This is a genomic window from Roseburia sp. MSJ-14 (assembly GCF_018918225.1).
Taxonomy (GTDB): domain Bacteria; phylum Bacillota; class Clostridia; order Lachnospirales; family Lachnospiraceae; genus Petralouisia.
This window is the reverse complement of sequence record NZ_JAHLQD010000008.1, coordinates 507001-523032: the sequence shown is the minus strand read 5'-3', so window position 1 is coordinate 523032 and position 16032 is coordinate 507001. Positions and strand designations below refer to the sequence as shown.

15 protein-coding genes are annotated in these 16032 nt (G+C 37.6%); all 15 read left to right on the top strand.

Annotated features, from left to right (window positions below; all coding sequences use genetic code 11):
* Positions 1-8 precede the first annotated feature (8 nt).
* The 15 genes from KQI83_RS04925 to rpsA all read left to right on the top strand — a co-directional run bounded on the left by KQI83_RS04925 (position 9) and on the right by rpsA (position 16024).
* The gene (locus KQI83_RS04925) at positions 9-755 is read left to right on the top strand and encodes a segregation and condensation protein A (RefSeq protein WP_216555143.1); all 747 of its coding nucleotides are present in this window, start codon (positions 9-11) and stop codon (positions 753-755) included.
* A gap of 19 nt (positions 756-774) precedes the next feature.
* Complete coding sequence (scpB, locus tag KQI83_RS04920; RefSeq protein ID WP_216555142.1) at positions 775-1344, top strand: SMC-Scp complex subunit ScpB; 570 nt, start codon at positions 775-777, stop codon at positions 1342-1344.
* 70 nt (positions 1345-1414) lie between these two features.
* Positions 1415-2254, top strand: a complete 840-nt coding sequence (locus KQI83_RS04915) for a methyl-accepting chemotaxis protein (protein ID WP_216555141.1) — start codon at positions 1415-1417, stop codon at positions 2252-2254.
* A 210-nt stretch (positions 2255-2464) separates the two neighbouring features.
* Complete coding sequence (locus KQI83_RS04910; RefSeq protein ID WP_216555140.1) at positions 2465-3685, top strand: D-alanyl-D-alanine carboxypeptidase family protein; 1221 nt, start codon at positions 2465-2467, stop codon at positions 3683-3685.
* Between the two features lie 133 nt (positions 3686-3818).
* Positions 3819-5249: an acyl-CoA carboxylase subunit beta gene (locus KQI83_RS04905; RefSeq protein ID WP_216555139.1), complete on the top strand. Its 1431-nt coding sequence runs from the start codon at positions 3819-3821 to the stop codon at positions 5247-5249.
* Between the two features lie 13 nt (positions 5250-5262).
* On the top strand, positions 5263-5982 hold the full coding sequence (locus tag KQI83_RS04900; RefSeq protein ID WP_216555138.1) for an OadG family protein: 720 nt from the start codon (positions 5263-5265) through the stop codon (positions 5980-5982).
* A gap of 42 nt (positions 5983-6024) precedes the next feature.
* Positions 6025-6390 carry a biotin/lipoyl-containing protein gene (locus tag KQI83_RS04895; RefSeq protein WP_216555137.1) on the top strand — a complete coding sequence of 122 codons (366 nt, stop codon included), beginning with the start codon at positions 6025-6027 and terminating at the stop codon, positions 6388-6390.
* 15 nt (positions 6391-6405) lie between these two features.
* A complete protein-coding gene (locus KQI83_RS04890) occupies positions 6406-7554 on the top strand; it encodes a sodium ion-translocating decarboxylase subunit beta (RefSeq protein WP_216555136.1) in 1149 nt (382 codons plus the stop codon).
* Between the two features lie 39 nt (positions 7555-7593).
* Positions 7594-9012: an oxaloacetate decarboxylase subunit alpha gene (locus tag KQI83_RS04885; protein ID WP_216555135.1), complete on the top strand. Its 1419-nt coding sequence runs from the start codon at positions 7594-7596 to the stop codon at positions 9010-9012.
* Positions 9013-9169: 157 nt separating this feature from the next.
* Positions 9170-11098, top strand: a complete 1929-nt coding sequence (locus KQI83_RS04880) for a [Fe-Fe] hydrogenase large subunit C-terminal domain-containing protein (protein WP_216555134.1) — start codon at positions 9170-9172, stop codon at positions 11096-11098.
* A 150-nt stretch (positions 11099-11248) separates the two neighbouring features.
* On the top strand, positions 11249-12175 hold the full coding sequence (locus KQI83_RS04875; RefSeq protein WP_216555133.1) for a MurR/RpiR family transcriptional regulator: 927 nt from the start codon (positions 11249-11251) through the stop codon (positions 12173-12175).
* A complete protein-coding gene (locus KQI83_RS04870; protein ID WP_216555132.1) occupies positions 12168-13397 on the top strand; it encodes an NAD(P)/FAD-dependent oxidoreductase in 1230 nt (409 codons plus the stop codon). The genes KQI83_RS04875 and KQI83_RS04870 overlap by 8 nt, the downstream gene beginning before the upstream one ends.
* 17 nt (positions 13398-13414) lie before the next feature.
* Positions 13415-14083, top strand: coding sequence for a (d)CMP kinase (gene cmk, locus KQI83_RS04865; protein ID WP_216555131.1), 669 nt, complete (start codon positions 13415-13417; stop codon positions 14081-14083).
* Positions 14084-14103: 20 nt separating this feature from the next.
* Positions 14104-14961: a 4-hydroxy-3-methylbut-2-enyl diphosphate reductase gene (ispH, locus tag KQI83_RS04860; RefSeq protein ID WP_216555130.1), complete on the top strand. Its 858-nt coding sequence runs from the start codon at positions 14104-14106 to the stop codon at positions 14959-14961.
* On the top strand, positions 14942-16024 hold the full coding sequence (gene rpsA, locus KQI83_RS04855; RefSeq protein ID WP_216555129.1) for a 30S ribosomal protein S1: 1083 nt from the start codon (positions 14942-14944) through the stop codon (positions 16022-16024). Before ispH ends, rpsA begins: the two co-directional genes overlap by 20 nt.
* The last annotated feature ends 8 nt before the right edge of the window (positions 16025-16032 follow it).

Sequence of the window (16032 nt, the reverse complement as noted above, 5' to 3'; positions counted from 1 at the left end):
GCGTGTATATGGAATTAACAGTAAAGTTGCAGGTGTTCGAAGGTCCATTGGATTTACTATTGCATCTGTTAGAAAAGAATAAAGTAAATATTTATGATATTCCAATTGTAGAAATTACAAATCAGTATTTAGAATATATTGGTGAAATGAAACGTCAGGATTTAAATATAATGAGCGAATTTTTGGTAATGGCAGCAACTTTGATTGATATTAAATCAAAAATGTTATTGCCGAAAGAGGAGACAGAAGAAGAGGAAGAAGACCCTCGTGCAGAATTGGTACAGAAGTTATTAGAATACAAGATGTACAAGTGCATGTCATATGAGCTAAAAGACCGACAAATGGATGCAGAACGAGTATTGTTTAAAGTGCCTACGATACCGGACGAAGTCAGACAGTATGAAGAACCTATAGATATAGAAGAACTGGTTTCCGATATTACTCTTACAAAGTTGAACGCCATATTCAAATCTGTAATGAAAAAACAAGTAGATAAGATTGACCCGATTCGCTCTCAATTCGGTAAGATAGAGAAGGAAGAAGTGTCTTTAGAGGAGCGCATGGTATATTTAGAAGAGTATGCTATGGAACATAAAAATTTCAGCTTTCGCGGATTACTTGAAGAACAGAGCAGCAAGATGGAAATTATTGTTACTTTTTTAGCGATTTTAGAGTTGATGAAAACAGGAAAGATTTTCATATCTCAAGAAAATATTTTTGATGATATTTTTATTGAATCAAGGGTTGCAGCTTAGGAATATAAGGAGTAAAATAATGGTATTAGAACAACAGGAAGCGATTATAGAAGCAGTTCTTTTTTCCATGGGAGAATCAGTAGAACTTGAGAAAATAGCAGAAGTATTAGAGTTAAGTAAAGAAGAAACAAAAAAAATTATTTATGGCATGATGGAGAAGTATGAAAAAGAGAATCGTGGTATTCAGATTATCGAGATAGAAGATGCATTTCAAATGTGTACCAGAAAGGAAATGTATGAGTATTTAATCAAGATTGCCAAGCAACCGAAACGGCATGTGCTGACGGATGTTCTCTTGGAGACATTGTCTATTATTGCTTACAAACAGCCAATTACAAAATTGGAAATTGAAAAAATACGAGGTGTTTCTTGTGACCATGCAGTAAATAAGTTAGTAGAATATAACTTGGTATGTGAACTTGGAAGATTAGATGCACCGGGAAGACCGTTACTCTTCGGAACAACAGAAGAATTTTTACGAAGTTTTGGAGTACAGTCATTAGAGGAACTTCCAGTGTTAAATGCAGAACAGGTAGAGGAATTTAAGCAACAGGCAGAAGAAGAAATGCATTTAAAACTTGATGTATAAAATATCATAGAAGTATATTGCCGCCACATAAGATATTTACATAGCGGATAAACGAAGGAGGAATTCATAAATGGGAAATGAAAGCAGAATTTTGGAGGAATTAAAGGAAACAATGCCATTGTTTCGTCAGTTGGCAACAAATGATATGCATCTTGCATTATTTAGCAGAACAGAGGTTCTTGGGGTATGGAAGGCAGATGGATTTCAAATTGATTTTGTACAGGTGGGAGAAACATTGAGCGCATCCAACCCAAAACATGAGTTTGTTCTCAATGCGATGGCAAATGGAAGTGCAACAGAAGAAGAGGCACCGGAAGAAATATTTGGAATACCGGTAAGAGGAAAACTGATTCCGATTTACGAGGATGGACAAGTAGTTGGATTATTGACAAGCCTTGTTTCTACGAAAGAAAAAGTTCGCGTTGGTGCATTGACCGATTCTTTGGATTCTAATCTGATTGAGTCATTACAGAGCATAGAAGAAATAGCTCAGGGTGCTACTGATTTATCAGAAAAACTGAGTAATATACATACAACATCTGAGATGGTAAGAGATCAGGCAGACAAAGCATCTAAGTTAGTAAGTGCTATTCAGGGAAATGCATCACGTTCTAATATCCTTGCATTAAATGCTTCTATTGAAGCAGCGCGAGCAGGAGAAGCCGGAAGAGGATTCGCGGTAGTAGCAAATGAAATGGGAAAATTAGCACAGGTTAGTGGAAGCTCTGCGAAGGAAATAGATACATCTCTTACAGATATCTTTGAAGCGATAAAAAAAGTAACAGATGAAGTAACACAGGCAACGGAAGTTGCAACAGCACAGGCAACAGAGACAGATAAAATTATCTCAACTTTAGAGGATGTTGTTTCCTGGGCAAATGAATTATCAACTTTTGTTAAAAAATCTTAAAAACATGATAGTAGAATGTCTCTTATACAATGCGTGTAAGAGACGTTTTTTATGCAATAGGAAATTACGTCCTATTGCATAAAAACGCTCCGCTAAGGATACGCATCTCGCGGAGAAGAAATTAGTCGTAAACGACACTGCCCGGACTCTTTGTTCTATGGAAAAGAAAATTTGCATATAGTAAAAGAAAAAAGCAGAAAAGAAGATAAAATGATAAAAAAGAAATATGTGCTGATATTTTTATCTGTTATCTTAAGCTTACAAATGTGCAATTTTTTATCTGTTCCCACTTGTGCTCAAGAGCAGGCGAACTTAAATCTTTATGCAAAAAGTGCAGTGTTGATGGATGCAGATAGTGGAAGAATCCTATACGAAAAAGATGGGCATACGCACATGCCAAATGCCAGTACAACGAAAATTCTGACCTGTATACTGGCAATTGAAAATGGAAATTTAGATGATGAAGTGAAAGTAAGCAGTTATGCGGCATCAATGCCTAAGGTACGTCTGGGAGTGACTACGGAAGATACTTTTTATTTGAAAGACTTGCTATTTTCCCTTATGCTGGAATCACATAATGATTCGGCAGTTGCAATTGCAGAACATATCGGTGGAAGTGTAGAAGGGTTTGCGGATATGATGAATAGAAAAGCAAAAGAGTTGGGCTGTACGGATTCCTATTTTATTACACCGAATGGTCTGGATGCTCAGAATGAAAATGGAATCCATGGAACAACAGCAGCAGATTTGGCACGAATTATGAGCTATTGTATTAAAGATGAAAAATTTTTGGAGATAACCCGAACACCTAATCACAGCTTTTCTAATATTGCCGGAACGAAAAATTATAGTTGCAGTAATCATAATGCATTTTTGCAAATGATGGAGGGGGCATTGTCTGGAAAAACCGGGTTTACAGGAAATGCAGGGTATTGTTATGTAGGTGCACTACGACGAGACGACCGAACATTTATTGTAAGTCTGTTGGCTTGCGGATGGCCGAACAATAAAACTTATAAATGGTCTGATACCAAACAATTAATGAATTATGCATTAGAAAACTATCATTATGAAGATGTATTTGAACGTGATAAGAAGTTTGCAGAACTAGTTGTTCAAATGGCGGTTCCCCAAAATGATGAGCTTTATCAGCAAGTAACCGTTCCAATAGAATTAGAGGAAAATACATTGCGTGTGTTAAAACGAAGCGATGAGCAAATACATACCGTATATGATATTCCCAAAAAATTAAAAGCACCTGTTCAAGCAGGAGAAAAGATTGGTTCAGTAACCTATTATTTGGACGAAAAAGAAATAGGAAAGTTTGCCATAAGAGCAAAGAAAACAGTAAAAAAAGTAGATGGAATATGGTACATACATTATTTACTGGAAAGATTCTGGATGGTGAAAAAATTATGTATAAATGAATAGTGGAATATACTGGAAAATGGCAAAAAAATAAACAAAAATAAGAAAATGTCTATTGAAAAATATGTGCAAAAGATATACAATTATATTGGATAAAAAGTAAGAAAAATTAAAAATACACATGGAGGTCTAAGGAATGAGCAATACTACAAACTCAGCAAGACAGAGGATTATCAGTCTTCTTGACGAGAAAAGCTTTATGGAAATCGGTGCTCTGGTGACTGCAAGAAACACAGATTTTAATTTACAACAGTCCCAAACCCCTTCAGATGGAGTAATTACTGGTTATGGTCTGATTGATGGAAATTTGGTGTACGTTTATAGTCAGGATGCATCCGTATTACATGGAACAATTGGAGAAATGCACAGTAAAAAAGTCGCAGCTATCTATGATATGGCGATGAAAATGGGTGCACCGGTTATTGGATTGATTGATTGTGCAGGTATGCGATTACAGGAATCCGTAGATGCATTAAATGGATTTGGTGAGATTTATGCGAAACAAGTGCAGGCAAGTGGCGTAGTTCCGCAGATTTCGGCAATATTCGGTAATTGTGGTGGAGGATTGGCAGTTGTACCGGCATTAAGTGATTTTGCGTTCATGGAAGAACAGGGAAGAATGTTTGTAAATTCACCAAATGCACTTCCGGGAAACAGTGTTGAAAAATGTGATACCGCAAATGCCAAATATCAATTTGAAAATAATGGATGCATTGATGGCGTAGGAACAGAAGTAGAGATTTTGACACAGATTCGAGAACTTGTGTGTATGCTTCCGGGAAACAATGCAGGTGGTGGAAGAGAAGAAGAGTGTACAGACGATTTGAATCGTGTTTGCGAGAATCTGGAAGGTTGCGTTCAAGATCCACGTCTTGTACTTTCCAATATTGCAGATGATAATCTTTTTATAGAAACAAAAGCGGACTATGCTAAAAATATGGTAACAGGATTTCTTCGATTAAATGGAATGACAATCGGTGCTGTTGCCAATGCCGGTGTTGTTTTTGATGAAAATGGCGAAAAGAAGGAAACTTTTGATAAAGGACTTTCCACAAGAGGATGCAATAAGGCAGCAGAATTTATACAGTTTTGTGATGCTTTTGATATTCCAATCTTGTCACTTACAGCAGTGGAAGGATTTGCAGCAAGTTTATGCTCAGAAAAGAATTTAGCAAAGGCAATGGCACATATGACAGCAGCATTTGCCAATGCCACAGTTCCTAAGGTAAATATTATTGTAGGAAATGCATATGGAAGTGCCTCTGTTATGATGAATAGTAAATCTATCGGAGCAGATTTGGTATATGCATGGGAAGGCAGTAAGGTAGGAATGATGGATGCTACATTAGCTGCAAAAATCATGTATGAAGATGAGAGTGCGGAAGTAGTTGCACAAAAGGCAAAAGAATATGAGAAATTACAATCTTCTGTACAGACAGCCGCAAGACGAGGCCTTGTAGATTTGATTATTTCTCCGGCAGATACCAGAAAGTATGCAGTAGCGGCATTTGAAATGCTTTATACAAAAGGTGCTGGAGAACCAGTGAAAAAGCATATAGCAAAATAGAAAGGTGAAGCATATGAAAAAGAAAATAGCGCTCATATTGAGCCTGTGTCTTATGGTACTTGGCTTAACAGCGTGTGGAGAAGATCCGACCAAAGTAGATTATAATGGTTATAGTTATGACCAGTTGAAAGAACAGGTTCAGTCAACAGCACAAGGTTTACTGGCTATGAGTGATGATCAAATAGAACAGTACAAGAGCAATGAGAATGAACAATATAAAATGCTTGCGGATATGGTGACACGCTGGGATGATGCGACAGAAGATGTAGGAAAATATCAGAAATTAGGAGATTTTACTATCACAAAGTCAGGAAAGACCCTTACTTGTGAACAGGAAATTGTATTTAAAGAACGATCTGTCATTTTAACCTTTGTTTTCACATATTACAATATGGAATTGGATGATGTTACGGTTGATCCGGTGCAGACACTAGGCGAAAAAATGGCAAATGCAGGACTGAATACGTTAATGGGAATGGGCGTTGTATTTACAGTTCTGATTTTAATCAGCTTGATTATTTATGGTTTTAAAATATTCCCATATTTGGAACAAAAGAAGAAAAAGAATGAAAAAGCAATCGTTTCTGCAACAGATGAGAATGTACAGGAAATTCCGGCTGTTACGGCAACGGATGATTTGGAACTGGTAGCAGTAATTGCAGCGGCAATTGCAGCATCTACAGGAACTTCCACAGACGATTTTGTGGTGCGTTCCATTAAGAGAAGATTTTAAATAGTAAAGAAAATTTTACTTGATATTCAGGAGGAAATTAAAATGAAGAGTTATACAATTACCGTGAATGGAAATGTTTATGATGTTACAGTGGAAGAAACCGGAGCATCTCAGGGAACAGCAGCACCAAAAAGAACAGCTCCAGTAGCTCTGGCAGCACCGGTAGCTCCAAAAACAGCAGGCGGTGCAGGTAGCATTAAAATTGATGCAGGAGCAGCAGGAAAAGTATTTAGTGTAGATAGTAAGCCGGGAGATGCAGTAAAACGTGGTGATACCATTTTGGTATTGGAAGTTATGAAGATGGAAACACCAGTTGTTGCACCGGAAGACGGTACAGTAGCAAGTATTGATGTGACTGTAGGACAGGCAGTAGAAGCAGGTGCATTATTGGCAACAATGAATAAATAATCAGGAGGGCAAAATATGAGTTACGTAGGAGAAACATTATTAAACCTCCTGCATCAAACAGCATTCTTTAATCTGACGTGGGGAAACTATGTTATGATTTTAGTAGCGTTTATCTTTCTTTTTCTGGCAATTAAGAAAGGGTTTGAACCTTTGCTGTTGGTTCCAATTGCGTTTGGTATGTTGTTGGTAAATATTTATCCGGATATTATTGTTTCTCCGGAAGAATCCAGCAACGGTGTAGGTGGGTTACTTTATTATTTTTATTCCCTGGATGAATGGTCGATACTTCCATCATTGATTTTCCTTGGTGTAGGAGCGATGACGGATTTTGGGCCGTTGATTGCAAATCCAATCAGCTTTTTACTTGGAGCAGCAGCCCAGTTCGGTATTTTCGGAGCATATTTCCTGGCAATATTGTTAGGATTTAATGATAAAGCCGCAGCAGCTGTATCTATTATCGGAGGAGCAGATGGTCCGACATCTATCTTCTTAGCAGGAAAACTTGGACAGACAGGTCTGTTAGGACCGATAGCGGTAGCAGCATATTCGTACATGGCGCTGGTACCTATTATACAGCCACCGATTATGAAGTTATTTACAACCAAACAGGAACGTGCAATCAAAATGGAAAACCTGCGTCCTGTTTCAAAATTAGAAAAAATATTATTTCCAATTATTGTAACAGCAATTGTTTGCTTATTGTTACCAACAACAGCACCATTGGTAGGAATGTTGATGTTAGGAAACTTGTTCCGTGAGTGTGGTGTAGTTCGTCAGTTGTCTGAAACAGCATCAAATGCGTTGATGTACATTGTAGTTATTTTACTGGGAACTTCCGTTGGTGCAACCACCAGCGCAGAGGCATTTTTAAATATTACTACATTAAAAATTGTATTCCTTGGATTAGTAGCATTTATGTTTGGTACAGCCGCAGGAGTATTGTTTGGAAAGTTGTTATGCAAGCTTACGCATGGAAAAATCAATCCTTTGATTGGTTCTGCGGGAGTATCTGCGGTACCAATGGCGGCTCGTGTATCACAAAAGGTAGGAGCTGAAGAAGACCCGACTAACTTTTTACTTATGCATGCAATGGGACCAAATGTTGCAGGTGTTATCGGTACTGCCGTGGCAGCCGGTGTATTTATGGCAATCTTTGGAATATAAAACAGTTTGAAGTCGTAAGGCGGAATGAGAGGTAAGAAAATGGCTGAACAGATAAAAAAACCGGTAAAAATTACCGAAACAGTACTGCGTGATGCACATCAGTCTCTGATTGCAACTCGTATGACAACAGAACAAATGTTACCGATTGTAGATAAAATGGACGATATAGGTTATCATGCAGTAGAATGCTGGGGAGGCGCAACTTTTGATGCATGCCTTCGTTTCTTAAAGGAAGACCCATGGGATAGATTGAGAAAGCTGAGAGATGGATTTAAAAAAACAAAGTTACAGATGTTATTCCGTGGACAGAACATTTTAGGATATCGTCCATATGCAGATGATGTAGTAGAATATTTTGTGCAGAAATCTATTGCAAACGGAATTGATATTATCCGTATTTTTGACTGTTTGAATGATATTCGTAATCTTCAGACAGCAGTAAGTGCATGTAACAAAGAAAAAGGACATGCACAGGTAGCATTATCCTATACTTTAGGAGATGCATATACCTTAGATTATTGGATGGACATGGCAAAACGAGTAGAAGATATGGGAGCAGATTCCTTGTGTATCAAGGATATGGCAGGGTTACTGGTGCCACAAAAGGCAGATGAATTAATTCGAGCTTTAAAAGCATCTACCAGTTTACCGATTGAGCTTCATACACATTATACAAGTGGTGTGGCATCTATGACTTACATGAAGGCTGTAGAAGCTGGATGTGATATTATAGACACCGCAATGTCTCCGTTTGCTCTTGGAACCAGCCAGCCGGCAACAGAAGTTATGGTAGAAGCCTTCAAGGGAACAGAGTACGATACCGGATTGAATCAGACAAAGCTTGCAGAAATTGCAGACTATTTCAGACCAATGCGCGAAGAGTTCTTGGAAAACGGTTTGATGAATCCAAAAGTGTTAGGTGTAAATATCAAGACATTATTATATCAGGTACCGGGTGGTATGTTATCCAACCTGCTTTCCCAGTTAAAAGAGCAGGGCAAGGAAGATAAATTTGAAGAGGTGTTAGCAGAAGTACCACGCGTAAGAAAAGACTTGGGAGAACCGCCATTGGTAACTCCATCCAGCCAGATTGTAGGAACTCAGGCAGTGTTTAATGTACTGATGGGAGAACGCTATAAAGTAGCAACAAAAGAAACAAAAGATGTGCTGCTTGGTAAATATGGACAGACGGTAAAACCATTTAATCCGGAGATTGTAGATAAGGTGTTGGGTGAAGAAAAGAAAAATGCAATTACTTGTCGTCCGGCAGATTTATTAGAACCGGAACTTGCTAAAATCGAAGAAGAAATGAAGCAGTGGAAACAGCAGGATGAAGATGTATTGTCATACGCATTATTCCCGCAGGTAGCTACGGAGTTCTTTAAATATCGACAGGCGCAGCAAACGAAAGTAGATGCAACTCTTGCTGACAAGGAGAATCAGGCATATCCAGTATAAGATAATAAGATAAGTGATAATAATTTTAAGAAAGGCGGAATAAAAATCCGTCTTTCTTATTGTGCTTTTTACTAAAAAAAAATGAAAAGTGTCGAAAAATATGATATAATAAACAAAAGCATATATATAAGTAAAAAGATAATGGAGGACTGGCAATATGGGAAGAGATAGTTTAAATCAAGGACTTGTATATACGAATGAAAGTTGCACGGGGTGTAACCGTTGTATTTCAGTCTGTTCCGTACTAGAAGCAAATTATTCTTTAATGGAAAGTGGCGAAAATGTGATTCATGTGGATGGCGATGCATGTATAGAGTGTGGGGCATGCATGGATGTCTGTCATCATAAGGCAAGAGGATATCGCGACGACACAGAGGAGTTTCTTGCTGCATTGAAAAGAGGAGAAAATATTAGTATTTTAATTGCTCCGGCATTTATTGCAAATTATCCGAAAGAGTATCGTAAGATATTAGGATACTTAAAAAGTTTAGGTGTAAACCGTATGATAAGCGTAAGTTTTGGCGCAGATATTACAACTTGGGGATATTTGAATTATATTACCAAACATAATTTTAAAGGTGGAATATCTCAACCTTGTCCGGCAATTGTAAATTACATAGAAAAATATATTCCGGAACTTACAGAAAAGTTAATACCTGTGCATAGCCCAATGATGTGTGCGGCAATTTATGTAAAAAAATATATGAAAGTTACCGATAAACTTGCATTTATTAGTCCGTGCATTGCAAAAAAGACAGAAATTATTCGTCCGGAGAATAAGGATTATATTTCTTATAATGTAACATTTACACATTTAATGGAAGTGCTCAAAGGGATTAATTTATCAAACTATGATGCAGTAGATGAACTGGAATACGGAATGGGAAGTTTATATCCACAACCGGGAGGATTAAAGGAAAATGTAGAACATTTCCTTGGAAGAGATGTATTGGTTCGCCAGGTAGAAGGAGAAGGACATGTATATCATTTCTTGGGAGAGTATGCCAAACGTGTAAAGAGCGGAAAACCGTTGCCATTTTTGGTAGATGCTTTAAACTGCGCCGGTGGATGTATTCACGGGACAGCTACAGAACCAAGCATGGATGATAATGATGATGTACTTTTTGAAATTCATAACCAGAGAATTAAGGCAAGAAAAGATGATAAGAAAAATCCATGGGCAAAAGAAATTAGTTATGAAAAACGATTGCAAAACTTCAATGAGCAATTTGCACAATTAAACATAGAGGATTTTATGTGTGAATATCATCCGGCGGATAAAAAAGTTAAAATTACAGAGGAAGAACTGCAAGTGGGATTTCAGGAACTTAAGAAAGATACACCGGAAAAACAGAAAATTGACTGTGGAGCTTGTGGATATGATAGTTGTCGTAAAATGGCAGAAGCAATTGTATTGGGATGTAATCGAAAAGAAAACTGTATTCATTATGTGAAAAATGAATTGATAGAAGAACAGGAAACCATTAAAGAAATGACACTGCAAGAAAAAGAAAAACAGCAGAAAAAAGAGGTTTTGTATCAGGAAATCATGAAAGATTTTCAGCGGATTAAGGATTCTATTGCAGAACTGGCAATAGGAAATCAAAATTCAGCGGAAGATGCAACATCTATGGCACAGGCAGTTGGAGAAATTTCAGGTTTTGCAGATACTCTGCGTGATTCTATGGGACAGGTAACAGAGGCGGTTAAAGGATACGATACCATTAACGATGCAATCATTAAGATATCAAATCAGACCGGTATGCTCGCGTTGAATGCTGGAATAGAAGCCGCTAGAAGTGGTGAAGCCGGAAGAGGATTTGCGGTAATTGCAAATCGCGTAAGAGAATTATCCGAACAAACCAAGGAAGCGGTTGTTACCGGAAAGAAACAAAGTGATGTATTAATGCCGGCAATGGAAGACTTGGGAAAAGAAACAGATTCTTTTATTGAAAATATTGAAGGAATTAACACAAGAACATCTGCATTAGCAGCTAGTAGTGAAGAAATTGCCGCTCAAACAGAAGTAATTGAAGAAGTGGTAAATCGTGTGGCTGAAAAAATGAAAGGTGTAGTTACTGAATAAAAAACTATTGAGATAAAAGTAGCTTTTTGATATAATGAAAAAAGCGACGGCGCTCATGGCAATGTGCCAGAGCGCCATTTTTTATGTAATAGGAAAATACGTCCGATTGCATCTTTTACGCGAGTTTCTCATAGTTTGGGAGGCAGGGAAATGGGAAATGGCAATGATTTGATTAATCGAATTAATGAGAAATATGGAAGTTTGAGCAAAGGTCAGAAAGTGCTTGCTGCTTATATTACCGATAATTATGATAAAGCAGTATTTTTTACGGCAGCTCGTTTAGGTGAAGTAGTAGGTGTCAGTGAGTCTACTGTGGTGCGTTTTGCCACGCATTTAGGATACAAGGGATATCCTGAATTTCAAAAAGGATTGGAAGAACTGGTGCGGAATAAACTGAATTCCGTACAGAGGATGGAAGACACTTATGGGCGAATTAGTCAGTCTAAAATTTTGGAAACAGTACTGTCATCAGATGCAGAACGGATTCATGACACGTTAGAATCCATTGATGAACATGCTTTTGATTTGGCAGTTGATACGATTTTGAAGGCAAAAAATATTTATATTATCGGAATTCGAAGCTGCGCACCATTAGCGGAATTTTTGGCATTTTATTTGAATCTTATATTGAAAAATGTACATTTGTTACATACAAATAGTTCCAGTGAGCTATTTGAACAAATGGTACGGATAGGTAAGGAAGATGTAATTATCGGAATTAGTTTTCCTCGTTATTCCATGCGTACATTAAAAGCATTGGAATTTGCTAATAATCGTAGTGCGAAAGTAATCACTATAACGGATAGTGTTCATTCCCCTATGAATTTGTATTCCTCCTGTAACTTAATCGCCAAAAGCGATATGGCATCTGTTGTAGATTCCCTGGTTGCCCCCTTGAGTGTTATCAATGCGTTAATTATGGCGTTGTGCATGAAGAAACAAAAAGAAGTGGTTAAGACTTTAGAAATGCTGGAAAATGTATGGGAAGAGTATCAGGTGTATGGAAATGATGAAATTAACTACATTGATGATACAATGAAAATGCGTTATAGAGGATTAGGAGAAAAAAATGAGTAACGTAATTGTAATTGGTGGCGGAGCTGCGGGAATGTTTGCTGCAATTCAGGCAGCAGAAAAGGGACACAAAGTAGTTCTGCTGGAGAAAAACGAAAAGCTTGGAAAGAAAATTTATATTACAGGAAAAGGGCGTTGTAATATTACAAATGCTTGTGATACAGAAGAATTGTTTCAAAATGTAATGCGAAACAGTAAGTTTTTATATAGCGCATTTTATACCTTTAGCAACTATCAGGTAATGGATTTTTTTGAACAAAATGGATTACGAATAAGGACAGAACGTGGAGAACGGGTTTTCCCTCAGTCGGATCATTCGTCAGATGTAATAGCGGTATTAAAGCGTGCGTTAGAAAAACATGGAGTAGAAATTCGGCTTCACTCAGAAGCAAAGGAATTGAAGATAGAAGATAATCAGATAGAAGGAGTCATACTGTCAAATGGAAAAACACTGGAAGCCAAACAGGTAATTGTGGCAACCGGAGGGTGTTCCTATGTGTCTACCGGCTCTACCGGAGATGGATATCGCTTTGCAAAAGAGGCAGGGCATACAGTGACAAAATTGCATCCGGCACTGGTGCCGCTAGAAGTGGAAGAATCATGGATTCAGGAACTCCAAGGACTATCCTTGAAAAATGTATCCATAGAGATAGAAAAAGACGGGAAAAAGCTCTATGAAGCCTTTGGTGAGATGCTATTTACTCATTATGGCGTGAGCGGTCCGTTGATATTAAGTGCCAGCAGTGCAATCAATGATTATATTGAAAAAATGCCTTTACAGATGACGATAGACTTAAAACCGGCACTGACGGAGGAACAGTTAGACAAACGTATTTTGCGTGATTTTGAAGAAAATCAAAATCGGCAGTATAAGAATGCAGTTCAAAAGCTGTTTCCGGCAAAACTAATACCGGTAATAATTCGTTTGAGTGGAATATCACCGGAAAAGAAAGTGAATGAAATCACCAAAGAAGAGCGACAACACTTGGTTAAAATGATAAAACATTTTCCATTGACCTTATCACACTTTCGTGATTTTAATGAGGCGATTATTACGCGAGGTGGTGTCAGCGTGAAGCAGATCAATCCATCTACAATGGAATCCAAGTTAGTAAATGGGTTGTTTTTTGCAGGCGAAGTATTAGATTTAGATGCTTTGACCGGAGGATTTAATTTACAGATAGCATGGTCTACCGGATATTTGGCAGGCGATAGTATAAAATAAAAGAAAAGAGGAATAATATGGCTTTTAACATAGCAATTGATGGACCGGCGGGAGCCGGAAAGAGCACGATAGCGAAAAAGGTAGCAAAGGAATTGTCCTATATCTATGTGGATACTGGCGCAATGTTTCGTGCTATGGCATTATATTGTATCCGAAATGGCGTAGATAGAGAAAAGGAACAGGAAGTTTCTAAGGCATGCGAGGAGATTACAGTATCTATTTCATATGAAAATGGAGAGCAGCAAGTGCTTTTGAATGGAGAAAATGTAAACGGATTTATTCGTACGGAAGAGGTGGGAAATACCGCGTCTACTATAAGTGTATATGGAAAAGTGCGTACAAAACTTTTAGAGTTGCAGCGTAAATTAGCAGAAACTCAGGATGTTATCATGGACGGAAGAGATATTGGAACTTGTGTACTGCCGAATGCGCAAGTGAAGATTTATCTAACAGCAAGCGTAGAAACTCGTGGGAAAAGACGTTTCTTAGAATTACAAGAAAAAGGACAGGCATGCAGTTTGGAAGAAATCTGTGCAGATATCAAGGATAGAGATTATCGTGATATGCATCGTGAAATTGCTCCGTTAAAACAAGCAGAAGATGCAATTTTAGTGGATAGTTCCAATATGACCATTGATGAAGTTGTTGCAGAAATATTAAAGCTGGTAAAAGAAAAACAACAGTAATAAAAAAGAGGACATGATTTATGGAAGTAATACTTGCAAAAAGTGCCGGATTCTGTTTCGGTGTAAAGCGAGCGGTAGATAAGGTATATCAGCAAACCGAAGAAAAAAATGGTAAAATATATACTTATGGTCCTATCATACACAATGAAGAAGTAGTAAAAGATTTAGAAAAAAGAGGCGTTTGCGTAATAGAAACACAGGAAGCCTTAAAAGACTGTAAAGATGGTACCGTAGTAATTCGTTCTCATGGTGTGGGAAAAGAAGTTTACGATTTACTAAAAAGGGAAAATATTTCATATGTAGATGCGACCTGTCCATTTGTATTGAAAATACATCGGTTAGTAGAAAAGTACAGCAATGATAATTATCATGTAGTAATCATCGGAAACGAAGAACATCCGGAAGTTCAGGGAATCCGTGGTTGGAGTAGCAACCCGGAGGAAACGACAGTGATTTCCAACCTACAGGAAGCACAGAATTTTACCTTAAAAACGGATAAAAAAATATGTGTGGTTTCCCAAACGACATTTAACAACAAGAAATTTAAAGAATTAGTTGAAATTATTACAGAAAAAGGTTATGATATAATTGTTTTAAATACAATTTGCAATGCAACTCAGGAACGGCAGGCAGAAGCAAGAAAAATTGCCGCAAATGTGGATGCAATGATTGTGATTGGTGGAAAGACCAGTTCCAATACGCAAAAGTTATTTGAAATATGTAAAAAAGAATGTGAAAATACTTGCTATATACAGACACTGAAGGATTTGGATTTGTCTAAATTACAGTCCATTAATAGCGTAGGTATTACCGCAGGGGCTTCTACCCCAAACAAAATTATTGAGGAGGTTCAAAAAAATGTCAGAAATGAGTTTTGAACAAATGCTGGAAGAATCATTTAAAACAATAAGAAATGGAGAGGTAGTCGACGGTACCGTTATTGATGTGAAACCAGACGAGATCATCTTGAATATTGGTTACAAGTCCGATGGAATCATTACCCGTAACGAATATACAAATGAACCAAATGTTGACTTGACTACAGTTGTATCCGTAGGAGACACCATGGAAGCAAAAGTGCTTAAGGTGAACGATGGCGAAGGTCAGGTATTGTTGACATACAAACGTCTTGCAGCTGAAAAAGGAAGCAAGAGATTAGAAGAAGCATTCAATAACAAAGAAGTGCTTACAGCAAAGGTTGCACAGGTATTGGATGGCGGATTAAGCGTAGTAATCGATGAAGCAAGAATCTTTATTCCTGCAAGTCTCGTATCTGATACATACGAAAAAGACTTGAGCAAATACAAAGATCAGGAAATCGAATTCGTAATCACTGAGTTCAATCCACGCAGAAGAAGAATCATCGGTGACAGAAAGCAGTTATTAGTTGCTAAGAAGGCTGAATTACAGAAAGAATTATTTGCAAAGATTAAAGTTGGCGATGTAATGGAAGGAACTGTTAAAAATGTAACAGACTTCGGTGCATTTATCGATTTAGGCGGAGCTGACGGATTACTTCATATTTCTGAAATGTCTTGGGGCAGAGTAGAGAATCCTAAGAAAGTATTCAAAGTTGGCGATGTTGTTAAAGTATTCATCAAAGATATTAACGAAAATAAGATTGCGTTAAGCATGAAATTTGAAGATGAAAACCCATGGAAAGATGCAGCTTCTAAGTATGCAGTAGGTACTGTTGTAAAAGGAGTAGTTGCAAGAATGACAGACTTTGGTGCATTCGTAGAACTTGCTCCGGGAGTAGATGCATTACTTCATGTTTCCCAGATTTCCAAAGAGCATGTTGAAAAACCTTCAGACGTATTAAGCGTTGGACAGGAAATCGAAGCTAAGGTTGTTGACTTCAATGAAGAAGAAAAGAAAATCAGCTTAAGTGTAAAAGCATTATTAGCTCCAGAAGAAGAGAAAGCAGCAGACGCAGAGTAGGAACATCT